23 protein-coding genes and 1 pseudogene are annotated in these 24,130 nt (G+C 40.3%); 9 read left to right on the top strand and 15 right to left on the bottom strand.

Annotated features, from left to right (window positions below):
- Positions 1–54: 54 nt before the first annotated feature.
- The 9 genes from IQ19_RS15740 to yfcC all read right to left on the bottom strand — a co-directional run bounded on the left by IQ19_RS15740 (position 55) and on the right by yfcC (position 7,674).
- On the bottom strand, positions 55–843 hold the full coding sequence (locus IQ19_RS15740) for an alpha/beta fold hydrolase (RefSeq protein ID WP_144543331.1): 789 nt from the start codon (positions 841–843) through the stop codon (positions 55–57).
- Positions 844–1,075: 232 nt separating this feature from the next.
- Positions 1,076–1,393: a YbjQ family protein gene (locus tag IQ19_RS15735; RefSeq protein WP_144543330.1), complete on the bottom strand. Its 318-nt coding sequence runs from the start codon at positions 1,391–1,393 to the stop codon at positions 1,076–1,078.
- Positions 1,374–1,577, bottom strand: coding sequence for a hypothetical protein (locus tag IQ19_RS15730; protein ID WP_144543329.1), 204 nt, complete (start codon positions 1,575–1,577; stop codon positions 1,374–1,376). The genes IQ19_RS15735 and IQ19_RS15730 overlap by 20 nt, the downstream gene beginning before the upstream one ends.
- Positions 1,578–1,588: 11 nt before the next feature.
- Positions 1,589–1,795: a sigma-Y antisigma factor component gene (locus IQ19_RS15725; RefSeq protein WP_144543328.1), complete on the bottom strand. Its 207-nt coding sequence runs from the start codon at positions 1,793–1,795 to the stop codon at positions 1,589–1,591.
- Positions 1,792–2,142 (bottom strand): YxlC family protein, encoded by a 351-nt coding sequence (locus IQ19_RS15720; protein WP_144543327.1) that lies wholly within the window; start codon positions 2,140–2,142, stop codon positions 1,792–1,794. Before IQ19_RS15720 ends, IQ19_RS15725 begins: the two co-directional genes overlap by 4 nt.
- On the bottom strand, positions 2,096–2,659 hold the full coding sequence (gene sigY / locus IQ19_RS15715; protein ID WP_144543326.1) for an RNA polymerase sigma factor SigY: 564 nt from the start codon (positions 2,657–2,659) through the stop codon (positions 2,096–2,098). Before sigY ends, IQ19_RS15720 begins: the two co-directional genes overlap by 47 nt.
- Before the next feature lie 379 nt (positions 2,660–3,038).
- Positions 3,039–4,325 (bottom strand): MFS transporter, encoded by a 1,287-nt coding sequence (locus IQ19_RS15710; protein WP_144543325.1) that lies wholly within the window; start codon positions 4,323–4,325, stop codon positions 3,039–3,041.
- Between the two features lie 574 nt (positions 4,326–4,899).
- Positions 4,900–6,072, bottom strand: coding sequence for a beta-aspartyl-peptidase (gene iadA, locus IQ19_RS15705; protein WP_144543324.1), 1,173 nt, complete (start codon positions 6,070–6,072; stop codon positions 4,900–4,902).
- Between the two features lie 99 nt (positions 6,073–6,171).
- Entirely contained in the window at positions 6,172–7,674 is a 1,503-nt protein-coding gene (yfcC, locus tag IQ19_RS15700) for a putative basic amino acid antiporter YfcC (RefSeq protein WP_144543323.1), read from the bottom strand.
- A gap of 164 nt (positions 7,675–7,838) precedes the next feature.
- Between yfcC and IQ19_RS15695 the strand changes: the two genes are divergently transcribed.
- Both IQ19_RS15695 and IQ19_RS15690 read left to right on the top strand, forming a co-directional pair.
- Positions 7,839–9,857, top strand: coding sequence for a sigma 54-interacting transcriptional regulator (locus IQ19_RS15695; RefSeq protein WP_242021022.1), 2,019 nt, complete (start codon positions 7,839–7,841; stop codon positions 9,855–9,857).
- 416 nt (positions 9,858–10,273) lie between these two features.
- On the top strand, positions 10,274–10,597 hold the full coding sequence (locus IQ19_RS15690; protein WP_144543322.1) for an HPr family phosphocarrier protein: 324 nt from the start codon (positions 10,274–10,276) through the stop codon (positions 10,595–10,597).
- 443 nt (positions 10,598–11,040) lie between these two features.
- Here the strand turns inward: IQ19_RS15690 and IQ19_RS15685 are convergent, their stop codons facing one another.
- The 3 genes from IQ19_RS15685 to IQ19_RS15675 all read right to left on the bottom strand — a co-directional run bounded on the left by IQ19_RS15685 (position 11,041) and on the right by IQ19_RS15675 (position 14,161).
- The gene (locus IQ19_RS15685; protein WP_144543321.1) at positions 11,041–11,496 is read right to left on the bottom strand and encodes a class I SAM-dependent methyltransferase; all 456 of its coding nucleotides are present in this window, start codon (positions 11,494–11,496) and stop codon (positions 11,041–11,043) included.
- A gap of 69 nt (positions 11,497–11,565) precedes the next feature.
- Positions 11,566–13,638 (bottom strand): transglycosylase domain-containing protein, encoded by a 2,073-nt coding sequence (locus tag IQ19_RS15680; RefSeq protein ID WP_144543320.1) that lies wholly within the window; start codon positions 13,636–13,638, stop codon positions 11,566–11,568.
- 331 nt (positions 13,639–13,969) lie between these two features.
- Positions 13,970–14,161 (bottom strand): hypothetical protein, encoded by a 192-nt coding sequence (locus IQ19_RS15675; RefSeq protein WP_110065496.1) that lies wholly within the window; start codon positions 14,159–14,161, stop codon positions 13,970–13,972.
- A 177-nt stretch (positions 14,162–14,338) separates the two neighbouring features.
- Here IQ19_RS15675 and IQ19_RS15670 point away from each other — a divergent pair, with 177 nt between their 5' ends.
- Entirely contained in the window at positions 14,339–14,881 is a 543-nt protein-coding gene (locus IQ19_RS15670; RefSeq protein WP_144543319.1) for a universal stress protein, read from the top strand.
- A gap of 430 nt (positions 14,882–15,311) precedes the next feature.
- Here the strand turns inward: IQ19_RS15670 and IQ19_RS15665 are convergent, their stop codons facing one another.
- Positions 15,312–15,782, bottom strand: coding sequence for a helix-turn-helix transcriptional regulator (locus IQ19_RS15665; RefSeq protein WP_144543318.1), 471 nt, complete (start codon positions 15,780–15,782; stop codon positions 15,312–15,314).
- A gap of 721 nt (positions 15,783–16,503) precedes the next feature.
- On the opposite strand from IQ19_RS15665, the gene IQ19_RS15660 reads away from it, so the two are divergent.
- Positions 16,504–17,637: a histidine kinase N-terminal domain-containing protein gene (locus tag IQ19_RS15660; protein WP_144543317.1), complete on the top strand. Its 1,134-nt coding sequence runs from the start codon at positions 16,504–16,506 to the stop codon at positions 17,635–17,637.
- A gap of 45 nt (positions 17,638–17,682) precedes the next feature.
- Here IQ19_RS15660 and IQ19_RS15655 read toward each other — a convergent pair whose 3' ends face one another.
- Entirely contained in the window at positions 17,683–18,951 is a 1,269-nt protein-coding gene (locus IQ19_RS15655; protein ID WP_144543316.1) for a dicarboxylate/amino acid:cation symporter, read from the bottom strand.
- Between the two features lie 215 nt (positions 18,952–19,166).
- Between IQ19_RS15655 and IQ19_RS15650 the strand changes: the two genes are divergently transcribed.
- From IQ19_RS15650 to IQ19_RS15635, 5 genes and pseudogenes are all read left to right on the top strand, one after another.
- A complete protein-coding gene (locus IQ19_RS15650; protein ID WP_144543315.1) occupies positions 19,167–19,709 on the top strand; it encodes a GNAT family N-acetyltransferase in 543 nt (180 codons plus the stop codon).
- 268 nt (positions 19,710–19,977) lie between these two features.
- The gene (locus tag IQ19_RS15645) at positions 19,978–21,270 is read left to right on the top strand and encodes a hemolysin family protein (RefSeq protein ID WP_144543314.1); all 1,293 of its coding nucleotides are present in this window, start codon (positions 19,978–19,980) and stop codon (positions 21,268–21,270) included.
- A gap of 253 nt (positions 21,271–21,523) precedes the next feature.
- Positions 21,524–21,709: pseudogene (locus IQ19_RS29025) on the top strand (MerR family transcriptional regulator); the annotation flags it as partial.
- A 9-nt stretch (positions 21,710–21,718) separates the two neighbouring features.
- Entirely contained in the window at positions 21,719–21,925 is a 207-nt protein-coding gene (locus IQ19_RS28565) for a MerR family transcriptional regulator (RefSeq protein WP_242021021.1), read from the top strand.
- Positions 21,926–21,989: 64 nt separating this feature from the next.
- Positions 21,990–23,342 carry a hemolysin family protein gene (locus IQ19_RS15635; protein ID WP_144543312.1) on the top strand — a complete coding sequence of 451 codons (1,353 nt, stop codon included), beginning with the start codon at positions 21,990–21,992 and terminating at the stop codon, positions 23,340–23,342.
- 58 nt (positions 23,343–23,400) lie between these two features.
- Here the strand turns inward: IQ19_RS15635 and IQ19_RS15630 are convergent, their stop codons facing one another.
- Entirely contained in the window at positions 23,401–23,982 is a 582-nt protein-coding gene (locus tag IQ19_RS15630; protein ID WP_144543311.1) for a YdcF family protein, read from the bottom strand.
- Between the last annotated feature and the right edge of the window lie 148 nt (positions 23,983–24,130).

Raw genomic sequence — 24,130 nt, 5'->3', positions numbered from 1 at the left:
CCATCTCTAATTTAGATAGCTAAAAACAAAAACCTTTACCAAAAGAGCCTTTTCTTATGAGGCCAATCTTCTCTTTTGTCTATTGATAAACTCAATCGTAATCTGATTAAATAAGTCCGGTTCGTCAATATTGCAGACATGCCCCGCACCTTTAATTACCTTAAATGTAGCCGTTTTTGCTTTTTGGGCGATTGTTTTAACAGACTTAATAAACAGGTGGTCCTCCTGCCCCATAATGAAAAGGGTAGGAATATAGGAAATGCTCGATTGGAGTTTTTCAAGGTAAGGATTTACCGACTTGGTCAGTGATAACCAATTGATAAATTCCTTTTGGCACATTTTCGCTGCCTGCCTTACAAAAGCATGTCTTGATTCAAGATGGTTCTTCTTTGGCATAATGATCCAGGCAAACAAGCGGTAAAGAAGCATATAAGGCAGAATGTACTTTGTGGCATTGGCAATGGCAATTAGAAATCTTGTCCGCCAATTCAATTCCGTGATGGCTCCGCCAAGAATCATGGAAGCAACTCTCGCAGGGTGCTCCTGGGCAATCGTTTGAATCACAATGGTTCCCAGAGATATTCCAACAAAATGGGCTTTTTCGATACGCAAATGATCCAGCACATCAATAATTTCTCGGGACACTTCTGAGAAATGATCCCCATCCTCCCAAGTACCTCTGCCGGACTGCCCATGGCCACGCAAATCTACCAGCAGTACATTAAAATACTTTTTATAGGCCTTCATTTGTTTATACCAAATTGCAGAGCTTCCCCCTGCGCCATGCACAAAGGTTACCCAGGGCAAAGATTCGTCTTTCACATAGGTGCGGTAATATAGCATATAAAACTCCTATCCTTTTTCCAGCGTCATTTTGTCAAAGTGTGATTACATAAAAGAAGTTTCACTTTATTTTAATGGATTTCAACAAAAAAAGCTTATAACTGCCAAATTCCTATATCCTACAAATACCTTCCCTCTTTTTTACATGCAAAAACCAGACAGCCCCTTTTTCCTTTCATTTGTTGAGAGACACATATAAAAAACCAGCCGAATGCAGCTGGTTAGCTTTCTATTATTCTTCAACAACTGCTGCTGTTCCATAGGCGATAATCTCGGCAGCATTCTGCATGACTGCCGAAGTTTGAAGGCGCATGCCAATGATTGCATTTGCCCCTTTTGCCCTGGCTTCCTCCACCATTCTGCCAATAGCTTTTTGCCTGGCTTCATCCATCATTTCTGTATACTCGCTAATTTCTCCGCCGACAATTGTTTTTAACCCAGCCAATAAATCTTTTCCGATATGTTTGGTCTGTACAGTACTGCCTCTTACAAATCCTTTTATTTCTTTAATTTCTTTTCCATGGATCATATCAGTAGTTACGATAATCATTCCGGTCATCCTCCTCTTTTTCTTTCCTTCTCTCAGCCAGCAGCACAATAAAAATCGCAAAAATCATGACTGCATATAAAATATAAAACATGATCGCTGCTTTAATATTAATGAACAGCATGGCGATTCCCAGTAGCTGCCCGCCTGTAGCTGTAAGCAGCAGCATTTGTTTTAACCTTTTCATCCTTCCATCCCTCAATACTTATCTTTTTTCTGCCAAATCTTTCTAACAAAAATCAAATAAAACAGTGTCGGCATTGGTGCCTGAATTAATCCGATTATTCCCCATAGCCAATAATTATGCCCGTGCTTTCTTGCATCCAAAAATAAAAAGGTGCTCTGTGCAATTAAAATGATTCCGACAATTATTAGTAAAGGAAGGGAAATTTCTTCGTTATTCATGTACCATTCACCTGCTTAACAAAACTGACTGTACTATAAGCAATTATAAAAACAGTGACAATTCCCTGCAAAATAAAAAAGGCAACCGGAAGCTGGTACAGCATGAATAAAACAGAACTTACGACAAGGAGCGCAACAACTATAAAGATGGCCAAATCCCTCAATAATTTCTTTTTCATGATTTGTTTTTGGTCAGTAATCAACTGTTCAAAGAATTGCAGATCTGGAGTGTACACCGGAACATTTTTTTCCAGCAAATCCAAACCATCCTCTATCTCCTTTATAGCAGCCAAATCGTTTTCATCTTGATGTTCGTGTTCGAGCGGCAGCACTTTTCGGTTCGTCATGAAGTTTCAACTCCTCTCTTACAGCCATGATCCCGTTATGCACCCTTGATTTAACGGTACCAGCAGATATTTTCATCATCTCTCCTATTTCTTCATAAGAATAGCCGTAATAATGTTTAAGAATAATAGGAATTCGGATATCTTCTTTAAGCTTTCCAAGAGCTGATAAGGCATCATTCCATTCCTCATTTCGGCTTTCAAGCTGCCACTTCATCCTCCTGGATGTTTCTTCCTGATACTTCCAATTTTTCTCTCTTTGTGACTTCCGCTGCTGATCAATAAATAAATTGGTCGCAATCGATATTAGCCAGGAGGAAAATTTGGCTTTACCATTAAACATACCTATTTTTTCTACACATTTGGCCATTGTTTCCTGAGCGAGCTCTTCAGCTGTGTCAGGATTCATCGTAATTTTAATTAAGTACTTAACCAGAAAGGGATAGTTATTTTTAAAAAGCATGGCAAAAGCGAGCTGATCTCCTCGTTTGGCACTTATAATAAGGTCTTTCTCCTCCATCAGCTTCTATCCTCTCTTCCCCATCATCCCATTGTTTACTGTTTATTTCACTCATAAGACGCTCAAGAGATGAATTCGTTCATTATTTTTAAAAATTATTTCTTAAAATATGGGCTCTGTTAAATTTGCCTGTTGATTTCTGTTCCACGCACTCCCTTTCCGCTGGCGGCCCGGGAGCCTCCTAAAGCAATAAGCCTGTGGTCCCCCTTTGATCCGCCCCCCGCAGGACATTGAATAGCCATCCTCGAATAAACACCGCACGAAGGAAATGCGAATACATTTCCAAGGATCTCGCGCCTTCCGCTCCAATCAACAGGGTCTAAAATCAACATTGATCTTTAACACAGTCAAAATATAAAAAGCCCCTTAAGTTAATTCATTATACTGTACCGGTTTGTTCCAAAGAATGCGATTTTATATTTTTCTCGACTTTTTTGGTTAACTTTGGCAGTACCAGGCTGTAAAACACACCTACGAGCGATAAGCAGCCGCCTACCATCCAATACAGCATCTCAACTTTAAGTAATGACGGGAAGCTTACAGCTATGAAGCCGAGTGTTATGGATTGGGATAGCATCATTAAAGGGCTGATCCACCCCTGAACCCTTCCCATCATTTTGGGATCAACAATGCTTGGCATCCATCCCCCTATGGAGATATTTACTAAAGGCAATCCAAAGGCTGCAGCAAATAATAGCGCAAGGAAGAGATACGTATTTTCCGCGAATGAGGCAACTACAATAAAACTTCCCGATATCAATAATCCGGCTATAATAAGCTGATAAAGCTTGAACTTCTGAGTGAGCAGAGAGGCAACAAAGCTGCCAATCAGCACACCAACCCCAAAGAACACACCCAGCAAAATTGAATATTCTTCGTAGGTTTGCGGCTCCAGCTTATATTTCAGCATAAAGATCGGCATCACAGAATAGCCGCCATTTACTACCCCAAACACAAAGAAGCCAACAAGCAAAGCAGTTAGTAATTTATGCTGTAAAATATATTTCATCCCAAGCTTAAAATCCTTGAAGACAAGCGGGATATTAAGGTCTTTAAGTTTATGGCGCCCATTTGGCAGCCGGACTTCCTCGGGGATGCGGCACGATTTTATTAACAATGCACTTCCAATGAAGGTAAGAGCATCGGCAAGAATGGCTCCGTAAACGCCGACAGACCAGTATACAAGAATACCGAGGCCATTGCCAAACAGCATGAAAAGGCTCATAACAACCTGGTTCAATCCAGCAGCGGTTGTATAATCTTCACTCTTCAATATACCTTGTATCATTGCATGCTCAGCGGGGAAGAAGAATTTTTGAATCGCACTCCTTAAAAATAATTCAGCAAAAACGAGCGGCATCCAGCCGATGATAATGGTCATTAACAGCACAATAGATAGAAAAGCGCCGATCCAGTCACAATAATAAGCTATTTTCTGGCGGTCCACCCTGTCCGCAAACACACCGACAAGGAAGAATACAGCCAAAGTCGGCACCGAAAACATCAGCTCAGTTAAAGTTGCATAAAAAGGCTGTTCTGAAAAACGATCGAGAAGAAAAAACATAAATGCTGTAAGACCGATCGTACTGCCCATCTGTGAAGTTAAGTTAGCAAAAAACAATTTCACATAATTGGCATTCTGAAAAATTTCTTTAAATTTTTTCATCTGTTTATACCTCAGTTTCCCAGTTTTATAGCTATATATTATCTCAGGAATACCCTTTGCATAAGCGGCTTCTGATGGTAGTCATCTCCTCCTGGAGACTGAGAATGCATAAAAAGTCCTTCCTTAATTATATACGCTCTTTTCTCATAGATTGTTGTTTGTGTTTATGAATTCTGCCTGTTGATTTCCGCTACAGGCACTCAGCGAACCCGCGGGGAGGGTTGCGAGCCTCCTCGGCTTCGCCTGTGGGGTCTCGCACTTCCCTCTCTTCCCGCAGTACATTGTCTAAACATCCCTGAATTAACACCTCGTCGTAAGAAATGCGGATGCATTTTCGAAGAGTTAAGTGCCCTCCGCTGCAATCAACTCAGTGGGTAAAATAAGTTTGCCTTCAAAAAGCAACAAACTTTACGAAAACAGCCATTATATAAAGCTGTTAGTTTTATTCCCTATTAAAAGCTATATAGTGGATTTATATATCATCAACTTCCCAAATATATCGTCAACTTTACGTATTTACGGGCCAAACCATATAAAAAGGCTTGAACTTTTACAGTCCAAACCTATCTCGTCTTTATTCAAATGTCCCTTTAACAAGCGCTTCCCCATTCTCAGTCATTTTTCTGCCAAGGGCAAAAACAGAATGGATTGACAGATCGTCTTTATTTAAAAGCACCAGGTCTGCATCCTTTCCTGCCTCTACTGACCCCTTGCGATGAAGCTTTAAAATGGAAGCTGGGTTTTTGGTAATAACGGATATAGCATCTTCAATGGGTATACCCTCATTTAAAATGGCATCACGGACCTCTTTATACAGTGTAGAGACTTTGCCGATTTGTAGTCCGATTAACTCGCCATGTTCATTGAAGTCCGGCAGGCTCGCTTGTCCGTCGGAAGTAAATGTAATGCGTGAAATTGGTACTCCTTCACCAAGCATTCTCTTTAGGCCAACGCTGCATTTAATCTCCCCTTCCTCAAAAAACTTTGGAATGCTGCTTGTCGTAAAGTCGACAAAACCCCCTTTTCGGGCATAGCGAATACCCTCTTCAAATAAATGAGGATTGCGGTTGATATGAGTTGGATAGAACTGCTTGATTGGTATATCCGTTTTATCCACCACTTCTTCAAGCAGCTTCAAGTGATCAAAACTGTCACCAACATGGACATTCACGATCCCGGCTTTGCCGGAGAGCATCCCGCCAATCCGGGCAGCTGAGGCAATTTTGGCCATTTCTTCAACTGTTGGCTGGGATGAGCGATGATCAGCAATGGCTATTTCCCCAACCCCAATAATATTATCCACAAGGATAAGATCGTCCTCAATCTTGCCTGTCAGTGTTTTGACAGGCACCTGGTACGAGCCTGTCTGAACATAGCAAGTGATTCCTTCCTCTTCCAGCCCTCTTGCTTTTGCAATAAGGCTGACCATTGTCCTGGTGGTGCCGTCTGTACCGATAACCCCTACCAATGTAGTAATACCTGATAAAGTGGCATCTGTCAGCTGTATTTCAGGAGTTCGTGTTTTATAGCTGCCTTCCCCGCCGCCCCCTATAATATGTACATGTGAATCAATAAATCCTGGAACGACAACCATCCCCTCTGCATTTATAACTTCGATATCAACAAACCCTTCAGGTTTTCCAATAAAGTCCCGGATAAAGCCGATTTTATTGCCAACGATTAATAGATCTTTTTTCCCTAAATATTGAGGAGCATATATTTCTGCATTTTTTATGAGAGTTAACACTGTTAGACCCCTTTCTGTAAAGACATAGCTGTTATTTATTTTAATGTAAAAATTTGCTGGTAATCAATCCAGAAGAAGCAGGGTATCCCTGCCCCTCTATTAGAAACCGATCAGCACTGCTCCTATCACAAACATAGAAGAAAGAGCTACGAGAAGCATCATGAACTTGATGATAAATTTAGCCCATGTTCCCCAGTCCATCCTTGCGGCACCAAGAGTTCCGAGCAGGGCAGCAGAAGTTGGAACAAAAATATTTGTAAGACCATCTCCAAGCTGAAAAGCCAGTACAGCGACTTGCCTTGAAACACCTGCTATGTCTGCCAAAGGAGCCATTAAAGGCATGGTTAATGCTGCCTGTCCAGATCCAGATACTACAAAGAAATTGAAAACAGATTGAAATAAATACATAAACCAAGCTGACATTGCAGCGGGGAAATCTCCTATAACCTGTCCGGCCCCATAAAGCATTGTATTTAATACCGAAGGAGCATCTGGACTGTCTCCGCCCAAAATGATAACAATTCCTTTAGCCATCCCGACCACCAAAGCCGCAGGAAGCAGGTCTTTTGCACCCTGAATAAAGCCTTCTGCGATATCATCAATTTTCATATTATTTAATTTAAAAATGACTGCAACAAACCCCGCGACTAACCCTATCGTAAAGAACTGTGAGGCAATTTCAGGAATATAATAAGCATGTTCCACTACGCCCCACACAACCCAGGCAATTCCTGCTGAAATCGTCAATAATACCAAGCCATGTCCTAATGTAAACTTGATATCCAGGTCTGCTGCTTTCATGTCTTTTCTAAAGTAATGGTCAGTTTCATAGCTTACTGACTTAAGCGGATCCTTTTTTATGCCTGAAGCATAACGCCATGTATAAATAATGCCAATCAGCGTAAAAACGGCCCACATTCCCATACGAAATGGCGTTCCAGATAAAACAGGCACTCCGGAAACTCCCTGAGCTACTGCAACCCCGAATGGATTCATCCAGGAAGTCGCAAAACCAATTTGCGTTGCTACATAAGTAATCATAACCCCTGTTATCGCATCATATCCAAGAGCTACCATTAAAGGAACAAGAATCATAGCAAAAGCAATAGCCTCTTCTCCCATGCCAAATACAGCGCCCCCTAAAGAAAACAGGAAAAACATAATCGGGATAATTAAGATTTCTCTCCCTTTTGTTTTATCAATGACACTTAGAATGCCTTCTTCAATTGCCCTTGTCCTCATGATGATTCCAAAAGCTCCGCCAATAATAAGGATAAAAGCTACTACGCCAACTGCAGAACCCCATTTATCCCCTGAAACAAGGCCTTCAAAAACATAATTTAAAAGACCTGCTCCGCCGCCAGATTCAAATAAGGCTGTTCCCTCTTTAACCGGATTGCCTTCCTCGTCCTTTACAATTTCAAAACTGTCTGGTGTCAAAACCGTTTTTGTCGTTTCTTCTCCATCTTTGGAGTAGCTTACCTCTTCCGTTTGAAATTGTCCCACCGGAACAAGATATGTAACAACCGCAGCCAAAACTACTACAAAAAAGACAATGACAAATGTATGCGGCACCTTCCATGCTTTGTTTTTCTCACTCATCCTCTTTCCCCCTTATGTTTTATATATTTCTAGTAATCATTATTGCAATTTCTGTGCCAACTTAAAAGTTCAGAAAATAAGGAAAAGTGAGAGTTAATGGTGCTTTAATGGTTATTTTATTGGTATAATCATAACCATTAATAAACATTAAAGGATTGATTCGGTTGAAACAAGAGCTAGTATTGTTAGCTGGTACAAAAGAAACCTGCAAGGCCCTTACTGAACAGCTAAAAAGCATGCTGGGACGCTATGTAAACATCAGGAGCTACGCCTCAGAGGATTTCTTGCCGGCAAATATTAAGGATTCACTTATCGTGTATTCATCTTATTTAATCCATGATGAAGTAAAACATATTATCGATTCAAGCTGTAAAGTGATCGTTGCCCATCGGACCATTAACTATGACTATATTGATTCATTATTCGAGATACCGAAAGAAACTTCTGTACTTTATGTAAATGATTTTCCTGAAAGCGTTCATGATTCAATAGAGACTTTGAACAGACTCGGAATAAGCCATATCCAGTATATTCCATACTCACCAGGCTGGGATGTACCTGGCTCGATTAAAATTGCGGTTACTCCCGGGGAAATGGAGTTGATCCCTTCCTTTATTCCGATAAAAATAAATCTTGGTGTTAGGCTGATCGATATTCATACGATTATGAAGATCGTTGATTACTTTAGGCTTCCTGAAACACTTAGCGTGAATATAACCGATAAATATACAAGTAAAATTATTAATCTCAGCAAAAAGCTGTCTGCCCTTAAGCAGGAGGCTGTTACATTGAATCAATATTTAAAAAGGGTGGTTGACGGTGTTAATGATGGAATATTGGCTATCGATTCCAAAGGCACTATTACTGTTTTTAATGAAGCACTTGAAAAAATGACCGGAATTTCAACTGAATTTGCCCTAAAAAAGAAAGTGAGCAACGTTTTCAAAAACATAGAACTTCTCCGATTTTTATTGAAAGAAAAATTAGAAGCACAGGAAGCATTTACTGTAAGGCAAACAAATGTAATGGTCCATCGTTTTCCTATTGCAAATGAAGAAACCGTTGTAGCCACATTCAAAGATATGGATGAAACAATTGAAATGGAGAAAGCTGTTAAACATGAGCTTCAAAAGAAAGGATATGTATCCAAATATACTTTTCATAGCATCTTGGGCAATAGCAGCATTCTCAAAGATACTATTAAAATTGCCAAAAAACTTGCTTCGACTGACTTGCCAATTTTAATACAGGGAGAAAGCGGGACTGGCAAGGAGTTATTCGCGGGGGCAATCCATTCTGAATCAAGCAGAAAAAACTCTCCTTTTCTGGGTATCAACTGTAACGCCCTTCCTGAAGAGCTATTGGAAAGTGAGTTATTTGGATATGAAGAAGGAGCATTTACTGGGGCAAGAAAAGGGGGAAAAAAAGGACTGTTCGAGCAGGCAGATGGAGGGACTTTATTTTTGGATGAAATTGGAGACATCAGCACGAAGCTTCAAGCCAGACTTCTTCGTGTGCTCGAGGAATGGGAAATCAGAAGAATCGGAGGCAATAAAAACCTCCCTATTAACGTCCGCATTATTGCCGCCACAAATAGGAACTTAAAGAAAATGATTGACCGGGGAGAGTTTCGCGAAGACCTTTATCACCGGTTGAAAGTCCTATCCTTAACTTTGCCTTCCCTGAGGCAAAGAAGTGAAGACATTCCTATTTTAATACAGGCCTTTATCGATCAAAGCCACAAACCTTTTGCCTCCATAAATAATGAAACACTAGAAAAATTATCGCGAATGGAATGGAAAGGAAACATAAGAGAACTGAAAAACACTGTCCAATACATGCTTGCCGTATCTGAAAATGATGTTATAACAACCGCCGATCTGCCAGCTGATTTGGAAGAAGCTGATGAAAATAGAACACCTCCCATTCTTATCAGCAGCAAAAAGAAAAAGGAACAGCTCCTATTGCTAAACATGATTGATGAGCTGAACAAAGCAGGGAATCCTGCAAGCCGAAAAAAGCTTTCTGCACTTTCCCGGGAAACACCTATTCCATTATCTGAGCAGCAGATCAGAATAAGGCTGAAAGAGCTCGAACAACATGGCTATGTCGTGGTCCATCAAGGAAGAACCGGAACTCAAATTACGGAGAAAGGCCTGCATGCCCTTAGACAATCATATTAGGAACCTATTACAGGTTTCTTTTTTATTTTTTCAGCTGTGTTAAAAGCTATTCTGGATTTAGCACTGTGTTGATTGGAGCGAAAGGAGAGAGACTTCCCGAAAATACATTCGCATTTCCTTTGTGCAGTGATTATTCTAGGATGCTGTTTCAATATCCTGCGGGAAAAGCGTACCCAAGGGAGGCCTCGCAGGCGTAGAACGCCGAGGAGCGTCGGAAGCCACGGAATGCGAGCGCCTGCAGCGGAAATATCACGCAAGTTTACAAAGCCTATTTTTCAGTCCTTAAAAATAGGTAATTATTCACACTTTATTCATGTGTGGTTTACCTTTTCTTCCCCCTGGGTAAATTCCTAGTACAAACGACATCACCTATTAATCGATTAATATAAAAAACTTTTAAAAAGGAGATTTTAAAAATGAAAGAAATTATTTCTACCAACGTTCTAGTACAAAATAAATTCACCATGAAGAAAATGCTGGAAATCCATCAGGCATCAAAACATTTTAAAGGCACTACATATTTATACAGCAAGCATAAAGCTGTAGATGCCTCAAACTTGTCCAAATTGGTTTCATTCTTACTGACTGTTAAACCGCAAACGACAATAAAAATTATTGTAGAAGGAAATGAAGTCCAGGATCACCTTGAAAAGATTAAGGAAATGTGCACAAGCCATATTTCAGTACTGCGCATGACAGAGAAACGCTTCATCAATTCTTCAGAAACAATTCAAATCTAAGTTAACTATACAGATTATTTATATCGCAAAGGGATTGGGGTGAATTTGAATGATACGCACTATTTTTATGGTTGTTGGAGCTATTGTGGTAATCGGCGCTTTAATTAGCTGGTTATTCTAATTCATATATAACGGTTAAAAAGGCCTGCCTGCAGGCCTTTTTAATTTTATTTATAGGCAATCGCCATTGGCTGATAAAATCCCGTTTCTTCCGGAAAGAGCCATTTTACACGTGAAAACCAGCATTTAATGCTAATTCACCCAGTTCACACCTTTTATATGCCCTGTACTGGGATACTCTCTCGGAAACTGCCCATTCTCCTTCCTTTTGCAGCATGGTAAAATGCTTTAAATCATAAATATTTGATTCCTTATGCCATCCCCAGAGCTTTATCGTATTATGCTGAGAAAGCAAAGTGGAAGCTGGTTTTTTTAAAAGAATTTCATCGTAATCCCTGATGGAAAAAAAAGATTCCTTCCGGTTTAAGCAAACTATAAACCTCTGAAAGTGCCGATGCACAATCCTCATCAGTCAATAGATGCGGCAAGGCATTATCAATTGAAAGAATAACATGGAACGGAAGGGGAAAACAGATGACAATGCCCGATATCAGCCTGAAAAAATGGGATTTTAAATTCCTCCCTTCAGCTTTACTTTTCGCACGTTCAATAGATTTCCCGCTAATATCTGATGCAATTATTTTATAGCCGCTCTTAGCAAGTGCCAATGTCTGTGTACCAATACCGCAGGTGCAATCCAATATAGAAAAGGACCTTTTTACGCCTTCTGCGGTTAACACCCTTGCCAGCACTTCCCCCTGTTTAGCGATGGAATGATCCCAGTCTTTAAAAATAAAGTGATATACTCCTGCCAAATCATCATAGAATTGTTCTGCCATAATGCATAACCTCCAATAGGTATAAAAAAGAGTACAGCTTTTCAACCGTACTCTGAAGATTTTATACTATTAATCATTCTTCTTTTCTTTATCTTTTCCTTTGCCCTTTTCTTTCTCTTTATTCCATTTCTTTTGCCATTTTTCTTTTTCCTTTTCAATCTTTTCTTTTATCTTTTCTGCTTCCTTTTTAATGTTTTCCTCCCATGCTTTTCTTTGCTGATCCCTTTGTCTTTGCTCCATAAGAGCAGCAATTTGTGGAACATTAAATGACTCAGGTTCCTGATTCTTAAGGGCCCCCGACATGATTTCCCGGAATATTGGCGCCGTTCCTTCACTGCTGGATGTAGTAAGGTAATTATTTGCATCTGTTTTATCATGCCCTACCCACACAGCACCGACCAGCTGTGGTGTATACCCGACAAACCATTGGTCTTTAACCCCGTCGATCCCTTCTATTGTCATTTGTGTACTTCCAGTTTTTCCGGCTACTTCCCTGCCGGGAATCTGGGCAGCCTTGCCCGTTCCATGCTGGACTACCCCCAGCAGCATCGTTGTAACTTTCTCCGCTACGTCCTTAGATATGACTCTTGTATTCTTTCCTGTCCATTCTGCAACTGTCTCGCCATCTTTATCTACTATTTTAGTAATAGAGTGAGCTTCGGGCCTTTCGCCGCCATTTGCAAAGACAGCATATGCCTGAGCCATTGTTAACGGTGAAACATTCTCACTCGTGCCTCCCAGCGCAAGCGCGAGATTCCGATTTATGGCTTCATCCGGTATTCCAAACCGCTTTGCAGCACCTACACCTTTATCCATACCGATTTCATCAAGCAGCCATACTGCAGGAACATTTAAAGAGTCCTTGACTGCTTCATACATTGGAACATTCCCGCGGAATTGGCCATTATAATTATTTGGCTCATAATCTTTTCCAAAAGTCATTTTTTCATCTTTTACTTGATCAGTTATGTTCCAGCCCATTTCCAGGGCAGCTGTGTAAGGAACGATAGGTTTCATTGTTGACCCCGGCTGTCCCACCCCATGAACTGCACGGTTATGGCCTAATAGGGTATGCTCCCCCCTGCCGCCAGCAAGAGCACGGATGCCGCCATTTTGAGGATCAAGCAGGATGGCTCCGCTTTGCACCAATTGATCGCCAGTGCCTTGAGGGAAAAGGGAATCATTTCTATAAGTCTCTTCTACACTGGTTTGCATCTCCTGATCCAATTCAGTATAGATTTGATAACCGTCGCTAAGCAGCTCATCAAGTGATAGATCATATTTCTTGATAGCTTCCTCCAGTACCACATCTACATAATAAGGGAATTTCCCCTTAAAAGGATCGCCGCCGCTGTCATTAAATACGAGCTGTTCATTTTTCGCTTTTTCCCATTCCTTTTTAGTAATAAAGTTGTGTTCCTTCATTCGGTCAAGGACTATGTTTCTTCGTTCAATTGCCTTCTCTTTACTTTGATATGGATTAATTGCTGAAGGGGCTTTTACCAAACCGGCCAGCAAAGCTGCTTCGCTTATAGTCAGGTCCTGCACATCTTTTGCATAGTATTTCATAGCGGCCCGCTTAATGCCCCATGCCCCTTCTCCAAAATAAACCTGATTTAAATACATTTGTAAAATTTCTTCTTTGCTATATTCCTTTTCAATTTCCAATGCGAGAAAGAATTCTTCCAATTTTCGCTTATAAGTTTTCTCTGAAGACAGAAGGGCATTTTTCGTCAGCTGCTGGGTAAGCGTGCTGCCCCCTTCAACAATTTCCCCTGACTTCATGTTAGTGAAAAATGCTCTGCCTATTCCCTTTAAATCAATGCCGCCATGCTCATAAAAACGGTGATCTTCAATGGCAATGACAGCATCCTTCATATGATCCGGAACTTGGTCAATCGAAATTCCTTCATTTTTATTTGCCGAAATCTTGCTGGCAATTTCTCCATTGGCGTCATAAATTATTGTAGACTGCGCCAACCCGGCTTCAAGCGCACTTATATCCGCATCTTTGTATGAAAAATAAACGAAGCTAAGAAATGCTAAAACGAATGAGGATGCCAATAATATGGATACTTGCGTTAAATGAAGATTTTTCCAGGTTGATTGAAATTTGTTAATAAATAAAGTTTTCTTGCTCATAAGTCCTCCAATATCGCTTACTATAAAGCTCCTGCTGGGTTCACATGAATTGAAGAGGAGCTCCAGTTCTTTTATCCAATTTTAAATCATGCCTATTTAAGGCAGCTATCAGTCTATACCGATTTCAGGATAACTGCAAAGATAAAGTTTTCATATAGTATTTTATTCCCAGAATGGCAAACAGAAATATACCTGACATATACATTTACCCAAAAAACCAGCTATTACACACCTTTGTTAATAAAGCAAAAACTTCATAAAAAACACCCTGTAAATGTTATTTGGTGTCTAACATTTACAGGGCAGTACAGAGTCCGAATGCTTTCCTTTTTCAATGCTCTGCTTGTAAAGGAACTTCTGCTTGCAGGTTAGGAAGCTGTGCTGATTTCGCTGATTCTAAAAGAAGTGATTCCATATACATATATACAATTTGTTTAGTTTTATCATCTGCCTGCAAAACATCAAGATGCTGCAAACATTTTTTTATTGTCGGATGAATGCCTTTACTGCTTTCCGGCCTCATGTATGCTCACCCCAATTTAAAGTATTACTAAAATTTTCGCAGCATCATTGCTTTTTTTGGGGGCTTTAAAAATAATGCCCATTCCGGTCTTAATGTGTTAAAGATTGTTTTTTGTACAGGCGGGTATATATACAATAGAAAACTACATTTCTATTCCTCACGAAAGGATGATCGATAATGAGTTTACAGTTTAACCGAATCGTAGTTGGTTATGATGATACAGATGGAAGCAAGAATGCTTTAAATTTAGCTATTAGGTTAGTGAAAGAAAATCCTGATGCCCAATTGCTGGTTGCCCAGGTTTTTGAAGAAAAAATTGAAAATATTCCTGTTAGCAATGAAAAGGTCGTAGAGCCGGTTAGAACGAACGGCTATTTGCTTGAAGGGATTCAGATTCCTCCGCTGCCAGTCTACCACGATGAATCGAATACCGTCACACATGCAAAAGTTACACACAGTGTCGACAAAGCCTTTTACAACGCAAGGGAAGCAATTGAACCATATAACATTAATGCCAAATATGATGTTCTTGAGGGAAGCCCTGCCGATAGCATATGTGACTATGCTGCTGTTGAAGAAGCAGATTTAGTCATTGTCGGGAACTCCGGTAAAGGGGGAATTAAAAGGATGTTTCTTGGAAGCACCAGTGCCAAAATCGCACAAAACGCTCCATGTCCGGTGCTGATTGCCAAAGACAAAGAAAATCCGAAGATACCGTAATGAAGATTAGCCATTTTAATCAAAGAAGCAGCCCAATAAAGGCTGCTTCTTTGATTAAACGATCCTATAGTGCTTCTTTTTTGCTGTGAGATAACCTGCCATGCTTCACCCGTATTTTACGCGCTGCAGCTGGAACCTTGTCATATATCCAAAGAAATAAAAAACTTATGCCTATGTATAGAAAGGTGAATGTATCAGGCACCAAAAATAGATCTATCCACTGCCGGAACTTTAAGTCTGTAAACAGTCCAAGCTTGAGTATTTCCTGATTAAGCAGCCTTTTTGTAAAGGCTCCCTCCACAAAAATATATATTAAGAGAGTGATCCACCATTAGCCCTGTTAGAGCCGAAACATCACAATAGCCGAAAGCGGGTAAATGAGGAAAAGCGCCATGTTTGGAGCCATCTTCTCCCCTCAGGAAATAAAATATTAGCCCAAAAGGCCTCCGTTTTCTGCTGACAATTCTTCAAACCGTTCTGTCGAGGAAGCTTCATCAAAACTGCTGTAGATGCGGAAATGATCCTGGTCAATGATCCGGTAGTGCTGGCTGATTATATTCTGCTGAAGAATTAAACCATTGCTTCTCTTTATTTCACGCCACCAGATTTTACCGCCAAGCGTCTTTTCCTTCCTATAATCGATTCCCTCTCTGGCAACCGTTTCCAAAACCTCAAGCGGTTCATTCCCAAAAAGAAATCTGACTGTTTCCGTTTCCCGGAACAATGCACAAACAGCTACAACTGTTGACCAGCCTGCTTCCGCTCTCCCTTTTTCTATTTGTACAAGTGTCTTCTTTGAAACTCCGATTATTTCTGCCATCTTATCCTGTGTATAGCCTGCTTCTGTTCGTATCAGGCGAATTTTATCAGATACCTTTAATATAATTTCGTCTCTTGTCAATGCAGCTTCATCCCTTTTCATTTATGGTGTAAATTTACACCTGGTCATTTTATTATAAAAGAAATAGTGGCAAAATTTCAAATAAAATAAACTGCTGTTTGCCCCGAGCAGTTTATTTCTCATTACTCATTTTTATTATTCCCAGCAGTGGTACAGCATAGCGGAGGAGGAATTCTTTATAGGCAGCTTGCATATTTGCCTTTTTTAGATTTTTGAACAAGGCTGTTTTTGCAAACTTTGTTGCTAAGTGAGGAGAGGTTGATTTCCGCTCCAGGATGCTCGCTTTCCGCGGGGCGGGCGGTGAGCCTCCTCGGCGCGCAGCACCTGTGGGGTCTCACCTGTCCCGCTTCTCCCGCAGGAGTCTCGCACCTTACGCTCCAATCAACCAACCTTGTTTATCTCACATAACCTATTCAAAAACAACAATCTTTTAGAAAAGAGCTTTAAACAAACTTAAACAGTGGCCAGCCTGTATATCCAAAAATCAGGATACCCAGTAGAATGTTTGCCGCCATATCGGTCTCACCCCATCTTTAGCAGCTGCAGGTTTTTGGCCCAAATGTAAATCACCAGGGAAACAATTGAGCTAAATCCTAAAAGTTTAATCTGATTTTAAGAAGTCTTCTTTAATTTTCCATAAAATTTACAAAGGATTTTGCCGCAATCTAGCGAAATTTATTTATGGAATAGACTGTTTTTTTGCGAAAGAGTGGAGGTAAAAATGGCAATCGAAACAAATGATGTCGTATTGGAACTTTTGCATAACGAAAGAGAAACCCTTTTGAGTGAATGGAAGAATAAAATTCTCATCACTGACGATGATCCTTATAAAGAGCAAATTAGAGACAACGGCGATGCGATGTTCAATCTTGTTATTCAGTTCCTGCTAAAGAGTGAGAAAGATTTGGAAGGATACATTCAGCAGCTCGCATTTTCTGTAGCTGAACAGCGTGTTAAAGCTGAAATAAACATTGGAGACTTTGTTTACAATGTGAATATTGGCCGTTCAATCATTCACAAATATTTAAACCATGCCGATATTAGCTATCAGGAATTGCAGGAATATCATGAAAAAATCAGTTATTGCTTTGATAAGTTTTTATATCATGCTGTTTCAAGATATACGGATGCTAAAGATCAGATTATTAGAGAGAAAACCCAATTTATCGATTCAACCCATAAAGACAGATTAACGCTGCTGGGGCAAATGACATCCAGCTTTATTCATGAATTCAGAAACCCGCTTACTTCCGTGCAGGGATTTATCCAGCTGCTGAAATCCGAACATCCAACTATGAAGTATTTGGACATCATTTCAAATGAGCTTGAACAATTAAACTTTCGAATATCCCAATTTTTGCTTCTTTCAAAAAAGGAATTGATTGGAAAGGAGAAAATCACATTTTCCCTTAATGAATTAATTGAAGAAGTACTGATTTTTTTGTACCCAAGCATTTTGGATGGGAAAGTCAAAATTTTGCAGGATCTGCAGCAAGAGATTTACCTAAAAGGCTATGCAGATGAAATCCGCCAGGTATTAATTAATATCATTTTTAATGCGATCGATGTCCTAACTCAGTACCGAAGCGATCCTGTGATTGAAATCAAAAGCAAGTTAACCGGAAAAGGCCAAATTAAACTTGATATCGCTAACAACGGTCCGAGAATTCCCGACCATCTTGTTTCTTCCATTTTCGAACCATTCGTAACCACCAAAACCCTTGGAACCGGACTTGGATTATTTGTTTGCAGGGAAATAATTGAAAAGCATCAAGGTAAACTTACATGTGACTCTGATCCTGACCGGACTGTTTTTAGCATACTCCTGCCGATTGTAGAGCAAAAGATTGAATAAATAATAAAGGGCTGACTCCCTGAAATGAGGAGTCAGCCTTTATTTTTATATTTCATTCATGGATGTCTTGTAGGATTTTTCTTTTTTTCCGGCAGAAAGCTTGAGGGTCCGCTTTCTTTCCGTTTCTGCCACTACAACCGCACATGATGCGTCACCGGTTATGTTGACTGAAGTCCTGATCATGTCCAGCAAACGGTCAATTCCGAGAATCAATCCAATCCCCTCTACAGGAAGGTTAACAGATTGGAGAACCATGGCCAGCATGATCAACCCTACACCTGGAACGCCAGCTGTACCAATGCTTGCCAATACAGCTGTCAGGACAACTGCAGCCATTTGCCCAATGGTTAAGTCTGTATTGTATACCTGGGCAATAAAAATTGTCGCAACCCCCTGCATAATGGCAGTGCCATCCATATTAATCGTTGCTCCAAGAGGCTGCACAAAGCTGCTGACCGATTCGGGAACTTTGAGATTTTTTTGGGCAGTTTCCATCGAAATTGGAAGAGTCGCATTACTGCTTGAAGTACTAAAGCCCACTCCCATGGCAGGAGCAAATCCTTTAAAGAAAGAAATAGGGTTTCTGCCTCCCAGGAAGTATACGGCTGATCCATAGGTAACAATAGCATGTAAAAATAATGCTCCCACAACAACGAGCATATAAACGCCCATTGCCTTTATAGCATCCAGCCCCTGGCTGCCAATTGCAGAGGCAATCAGCCCAAAGGTTCCGTACGGAGCAAACTTCATTACAATGCCAACCAGGAACATCATAATTTGGTTTCCTTGCTCAACCAGATTTAGGATCCCTTTTGTTTTCTCGCCTAATGCTGTAAGAGCAAAACCAATAAATATAGCAAAAGCAATAACCTGGAGCATGTTTCCGGAAGTTAATGCCTCAAAAGGGTTTACTGGAATAATATTCAATAATGTCTCACTGACAGGCGGAGCTTCTTCAGACTTGAATTCTGCCCCGGAAGTATCAAATTTGCCCATTTCACCAGGCTTAATGACTAAAGCGAGTGAAATCCCGATAATAAGGGCAATCGCTGTTGTGGAAAGGAAATAGGTAATTGTTTTGGCGCCTATTCGGCCAAGCTTTTTCGGATCGCCCAAACCTGCCACACCCAGAATGATTGAGAACAATACAATCGGCACAACAAGCATGCTGATTAGATTGATGAATATCTTACCAAGAGGGCCAAATAGCCATGTATCTGCGATTTTAAATAATTCAGGTGCTGCCATATTTAACACCAAGCCTGTTATGGCACCCAGAATTAAGCCCAGTATAATTTTTGTTGTGAGCTTCATAGTTTGTACCTCCGTTAATATAATTTAAAAGACAAATATTTAAGACAAAATATTTTCAGGAATTATACCCGGATAAGAATATTTTGAAACTCACTTTAAACGGGAAGAATAAAGAATTAAGTTATTTGTTATTTTTTCCAAAAAGCTATGTATTATTTTAAAGATTCCTTTTATTATAGAAATATTTAAATAGAAAGAAAGAAGGAGAGTTGCCTGTGTTTTGCTTAAAAGTAAATCAGGAGATTGAATTGCAACTGTTTCAGCTTCACCACTCTGAAGAACTATTCAATTTGGTGGATAGCAACCGCAAGCATTTAAGGGAGTGGCTGCCCTGGGTGGATAATATGGCTTCGCCTGTACAGTATCACTCCATTATTCCAATGTGGCTGAAGCAGTTTGCTGATAATAACGGCTTTAACGCTGGCATCCGTTATCGGGGCCGGCTAGCAGGCTCAATCGGCTTTCATCAGATTGACTGGCACAACAGGCAGACTAGCATCGGGTATTATCTGGCCAAAGGCTTTGAAGGAAAGGGAATCATGACTCGCAGTGTCCAGGCCATGGTAAATCACGCTTTTCTTGATTTGAAATTAAACAGAGTCGAAATTCGCTGCGGAGTAAGAAATTTGAAAAGCCGGGCCATTCCTGAAAGGCTCGGCTTTAAACAGGAAGGAATGATCCGTGACGGGGAGTTTCTTTATAATCGATATCATGACCTTGCTGTGTACGGAATGCTTGCAAGAGAATGGAAGTTTTAAAAAGGAAGCCTAATCTGCAGGCTTCTTTTTCATTAATGATTCCTGAAACCTTTTTCTGCAGGAGATTTTCCGGTACATTTCATTGAACCTAACAGGTTCATCCAACTTTCGCACTTTTTGCTTTCCTTAGTTATCTTTCTCCTTTATAAGGGTAGTCTCATGGTAAACAAGCTTTTTAAGCGTATCTATTTTTAAAATCCATGAATAAGGGAAAAGTACATATTATAAAGGAGGTGCAGGCCCCTTACATTTCATGTAAGGATTTTATATGACTATCCTTAACGTTTTCTTATTATTTTTCCTAATCGCTTTAACAGCTTTTTTTGTTGCTTCTGAATTTGCCATTGTAAAGGTTCGGACTTCACGGATTGACCAGCAGATTGCTGAAGGAAACACCAAAGCTCATTCCGCGAAACAGGTTATCAGCAACCTGGATGAATATTTATCTGCCTGCCAGCTTGGAATAACCATTACAGCACTAGGCCTTGGCTGGCTTGGAGAGCCAACCATTGAAAGACTGCTGCGGCCTTTGTTTGAAAGCTTAAACCTGCAGGCATCCATTACCCATATTCTTTCTTTTATTATTGCGTTCGCTGTCGTGACGTTTCTGCATGTGGTAATTGGGGAGCTTGCGCCGAAAACGTTTGCTATTCAAAAAGCAGAGGCTATAACGCTAACTTTCTCAAAGCCATTAATTTGGTTTTATCGTATTATGTATCCCTTTATTTGGATTCTGAATGGTTCAGCAAGGATTGTCACTGGGCTTTTCGGACTTAAGCCGGTGTCCGAACACGAAATGGCCCATTCTGAAGAAGAACTTCGCATCATTTTATCGGAAAGCTTGAAGAGCGGTGAAATCAACCCTTCAGAGTTTCAATATGTGGACCGAATTTTCGAGTTTGATAACCGGGTAGCCAAAGAAATCATGGTTCCAAGAACCGAGATTGTCAGCCTTCCCGAGGAGTCCACCTTATCCGAAATATTCGACGTCATTTTGGATGAGCGATATACAAGATATCCCGTCACTTCCGGTGATAAGGACAATATTCTGGGCATTATTAATGTCAAAGAAATTTTGACGGACTGTGTAAGAAAAAAATGTGAAGGCGAAAAACCACTATTGCAGTATATTAAGCCTGTTATAAGGGTTATTGAAACCATTCCTATTCATGATTTACTTTTAAAAATGCAAAAAGACAGATCCCATATGGCATTACTCCTGGATGAATACGGAGGAACAGCCGGATTGGTCACAGTTGAAGACATCCTTGAAGAAATAGTTGGTGAAATCCGGGACGAATTTGATGCAGACGAACTCCCGCTTGTACAGAAATTGGATGAAGGCCATTTTATCCTGGATGCCAAGCTGCTGATTTCGGAGGCAAATGACCTCCTTGGCACTAATCTTAGCGAAGAGGACGTAGATACCATTGGAGGCTGGATCCTGACTCAAAAGTATGATCTTGTACAGGGAGACTTAGTTGAGGAAGAGGGCTACAAATTTATCATTCAAGAAATAGAAGGCCACCATATATCTTATATCGAAGTCATAAAAACTTAACAGCTTCTTTTGCAAAGGTTCCAGGATCTATTTTATCTCCTGGAACATTTTTTAATTTTTTCGAATCTTTTTATTTCATATTTCATGCATTTTTTCATAAAATAAAAATAACCCTTTTTTCCAAACTACTACGTTTGACTGTATGGTTTGGGCTAAAGTATAATTAACTCTAACTATATCTCTTTACGGATCGGTACTCCGGTGAGATATAAGTAACCAAAAGCAGAGGTGATATGATGGGGCTTACTATCGTATCGGCGAATTAGCAAGTATTGCTAATGTATCTAAAAGAACAATTGACTATTACACTAGCATCGGCCTTATAAAAGCGAAACGCTCAAAATCGAATTACCGAATATATTCTGAAGACGTACTGTCTGATTTAAGGTTTATTGAAGAATGCAAAAAACTGCATCTTCCGCTTGAAGAGATTAAAAGAAAACTAGAAATGAAGACGAAAAGGGAGATACGTACAGGGGAAGTTGAAAAGCACATCGACGCAGTCACACTGCAAATGAAGCAGCTTCACCAGGAAATATCGGTTCTCATGCCGCTAATTAACACACTGGATGAAGAACAGAAGGACGGCATTTCCAAGAAGCTGACTGTTGAAAGCATTGCATTGCTCCGTTCCCTTTCCAGCCTGACAAGCTAATCCCATTTTCACATTATCAGGAGGTGACACCCTGCCCGTTTCTAGCGGGATATGGGGAACTTATTTGGACATATTAAACTTGGTTTTTATAGCCATTTTAATTGCTTTAACGGCTTTTTTCGTAACTTCGGAATTTGCCATCGTAAAGATACGAAGTTCAAGAATTGATCAATTAATTGAAGAAGGCAATAAAAATGCAATTGCTGCCAAGAAAGTCATTTCAAACCTGGATGAATATCTTTCAGCCTGCCAGCTTGGAATCACGATAACCGCTCTTGGCCTAGGTTGGCTTGGTGAACCGACGATTGAACATCTGCTTCGCCCTGTGATTAACCAGTTCAATCTGCCGGATTCCATTTCCCAAGTCGTTTCATTCAGCATCGCGTTTGCTTTTATTACCTTTCTTCACGTGGTTGTTGGCGAATTGGCTCCCAAGACGCTGGCTATTCAAAAAGCTGAAGCCGTTACCCTTTTAACATCGCGTCCTTTAATTTGGTTTTACCGGATCATGTATCCGATTATCTGGGCGTTGAATGGCTCTGCCCGTCTTTTAACCAGCATGTTTGGACTAAAGCCCGCTTCTGAACACGAATTGGCCCATTCGGAAGAAGAACTTCGCATCATTTTATCTGAAAGCTATGAAAGCGGCGAAATCAACCAATCTGAGTTTAAGTATGTAAATAAAATTTTCGAGTTTGACAATCGTATCGCGAAAGAAATTATGGTTCCGCGTACAGAGATTGTCTCACTCTCAAAAGATGATACACTGGAAAACTTTCTTCAAATCGTCCAGGAAGAAAAATTTACACGTTATCCAATTATAGACGGGGATAAGGACCATATTATCGGCATGGTCAATATAAAAGAAGTCATGACGGACCTGATCATGAATCGTGAATTATCTTCAAGCACACTCGAATCGTATATTCGTCCAATTATCAGGGTCATTGACAGCATTCCGATCCATGAACTGCTTCTAAAAATGCAGAAGGACCGAATCCATATGGCCATTTTGATGGATGAATATGGCGGAACTTCGGGTCTCGTGACAGTAGAGGATATCATCGAAGAAATTGTCGGAGAAATCCGGGATGAATTTGATATGGATGAAGTGCCAATGATCCGAAATACAAAAGAAGGACACTATATTATTGATTCAAAAGTTCTTGTCAGCGAGGTCAATGACCTTCTTGGAACTGACATCAATGATGAAGATGTCGATACCATCGGCGGCTGGATCTTGACTGAAAATTACGAAGCCAAACAGGGCGATACAATCCAGCACGAAAAGTACCTCTTTAAAATCCTTGATATGGAGGAACACCATATTAAGTACATTGAGGTAACAGCCGTTCCTGAAACAGAAACGGCTCCTGCACAAAAAATACCCTTAACGGAGACCGAGGTCTTGTCATAGGACTATAGTAAAGGAACAGCCCATTGGGAGCTGTTCCTTTTTTATTGATCCACTATTATTAACGAAAAGGACAGCTAATCATATAGCCTATATAGAAAAAAAGCTCTCTAAAGAAAAAAGGAATTTTCGTTTTTAATGATGTATAAACCGAACTCTGTGTCGGGGATGAATAAGCCTCCATCCCAACATTCTCCGTCATTAGCATAGCTCTTTTCATATGCAGAGGATCGCCGACGATGAGAAATGTCTCCAAGTGATTATTGGAAGCAACATTAAGGGCGTACTGGAGATTCTCTTCTGTTATGGCAGATTTTGTTTCAATAAGAATGTCTTCTGTCTTAACATTATTTTTTATAGCATATTCCCTCGCGGCCTCCGATTCAGCAAACATGTCCTTACCACTCTTGCCGCCTGTAAAAATTATCTTCTCAGCATATCCATTTTCATAGAGCCAATTCGCATGGTTTATTCTCTCACGTAAAACAGGAGATGGCTCGTCATCCCAAGCTGCAGCCCCGAGGACAATCGCTGCATCCGCCTTAACCAATTCATTTTGGGAACTGAAAGACCAAATGCTGTACGCTGAATAGCCTATGAAAATAAGAAAACTAATGCTGAAAACAAAGACAATCCTGTCAATCCGCTTTTAGGGCATTATTATCCATCCTTTTATCCATTTAATAGTGCTCATATGGATTTTTCTTTCCCGTTCTTTGTGTGTTTCTAGGTGCATGGGCACGAATCGGCTGCTTTCGTTCCCTTTCTTTGCTCTTTTCTTCATCTATGGG

This window comes from Cytobacillus oceanisediminis (genome assembly GCF_007830235.1).
Classification (GTDB): Bacteria; Bacillota; Bacilli; order Bacillales; family Cytobacillaceae; genus Cytobacillus; species Cytobacillus oceanisediminis.
The sequence above is the reverse complement of the archived record's forward strand: the minus strand, read 5'-3'. Positions and strand labels throughout refer to the sequence as shown.

Coding starts and splice junctions, on each gene's coding strand:
- IQ19_RS15645 (WP_144543314.1), top strand. CDS start 19,978: ATGACTATCCTTAACGTTTTCTTATTATTTTTCCTAATCGCTTTAACA.
- IQ19_RS15725 (WP_144543328.1), bottom strand. CDS start 1,795: ATGAATAACGAAGAAATTTCCCTTCCTTTACTAATAATTGTCGGAATC.
- IQ19_RS15735 (WP_144543330.1), bottom strand. CDS start 1,393: ATGATTATCGTAACTACTGATATGATCCATGGAAAAGAAATTAAAGAA.
- IQ19_RS28565 (WP_242021021.1), top strand. CDS start 21,719: ATGAAGACGAAAAGGGAGATACGTACAGGGGAAGTTGAAAAGCACATC.
- IQ19_RS15740 (WP_144543331.1), bottom strand. CDS start 843: ATGCTATATTACCGCACCTATGTGAAAGACGAATCTTTGCCCTGGGTA.
- IQ19_RS15685 (WP_144543321.1), bottom strand. CDS start 11,496: ATGGCAGAACAATTCTATGATGATTTGGCAGGAGTATATCACTTTATT.
- IQ19_RS15720 (WP_144543327.1), bottom strand. CDS start 2,142: ATGACGAACCGAAAAGTGCTGCCGCTCGAACACGAACATCAAGATGAA.
- IQ19_RS15730 (WP_144543329.1), bottom strand. CDS start 1,577: ATGAAAAGGTTAAAACAAATGCTGCTGCTTACAGCTACAGGCGGGCAG.
- IQ19_RS15660 (WP_144543317.1), top strand. CDS start 16,504: ATGGCAATCGAAACAAATGATGTCGTATTGGAACTTTTGCATAACGAA.
- IQ19_RS15680 (WP_144543320.1), bottom strand. CDS start 13,638: ATGAGCAAGAAAACTTTATTTATTAACAAATTTCAATCAACCTGGAAA.
- IQ19_RS15690 (WP_144543322.1), top strand. CDS start 10,274: ATGAAAGAAATTATTTCTACCAACGTTCTAGTACAAAATAAATTCACC.
- sigY (WP_144543326.1), bottom strand. CDS start 2,659: ATGGAGGAGAAAGACCTTATTATAAGTGCCAAACGAGGAGATCAGCTC.
- yfcC (WP_144543323.1), bottom strand. CDS start 7,674: ATGAGTGAGAAAAACAAAGCATGGAAGGTGCCGCATACATTTGTCATT.
- IQ19_RS15655 (WP_144543316.1), bottom strand. CDS start 18,951: ATGAAGCTCACAACAAAAATTATACTGGGCTTAATTCTGGGTGCCATA.
- IQ19_RS15675 (WP_110065496.1), bottom strand. CDS start 14,161: ATGAGGCCGGAAAGCAGTAAAGGCATTCATCCGACAATAAAAAAATGT.
- IQ19_RS15670 (WP_144543319.1), top strand. CDS start 14,339: ATGAGTTTACAGTTTAACCGAATCGTAGTTGGTTATGATGATACAGAT.
- IQ19_RS15710 (WP_144543325.1), bottom strand. CDS start 4,325: ATGAAAAAATTTAAAGAAATTTTTCAGAATGCCAATTATGTGAAATTG.